General features: G+C 61.8%; 1 pseudogene. It reads right to left on the reverse strand.

Features of this window, described 5'->3' with window-relative positions:
• A pseudogene (locus FAF44_RS53610) lies at positions 1-534 on the reverse strand (SARP family transcriptional regulator); the annotation flags it as partial.

The following is a 534-nucleotide window of genomic DNA, read 5'->3' on the forward strand; positions in this document are numbered from 1 at the left end:
GCCATGCGATCGGCGTGCGTCTCCTCCTCCGACAACCGCTCACCCGCGAACACCCGAATCAAATCATGGAACCGATACTGCACATTCAACCCAACCCCCACCACCTCCAACAACTGCGCATCCACCAAATCATCAAGCACATCCTGCGCATCCGCCAACGAACACGCCAGCAACGCCGCACCCGTCCACCCCGAAAAAACCCGCGCATGCAAAATCGCCAACCGCCGAAACAAACACCTCGCCGCCACCCCCAACCCCTCATACGTCAACGACAAACTCGCCCGAATCCCCATATCACCATGACTCAACTCATCCAACCGACGAGCCTCATCACCCAACCGATCCACCAACTGCCCCACCGCCCAATGCGGCCGAGCAGCCAACCTCGCCCCCGCAATCCGCACCGCCAACGGCAACCGACAACACAACTCCGCCAACGCCACCGCCGCCTCCGGCTCCGCCCCCACCCGATCCACACCAGCAATCCGACCGAACAAATCCACCGACTGCCCCGCATCGAACAACCCCACATCC

Source organism: Nonomuraea sp. MG754425 (genome assembly GCF_021699195.1).
Lineage (GTDB): Bacteria > Actinomycetota > Actinomycetes > Streptosporangiales > Streptosporangiaceae > Nonomuraea.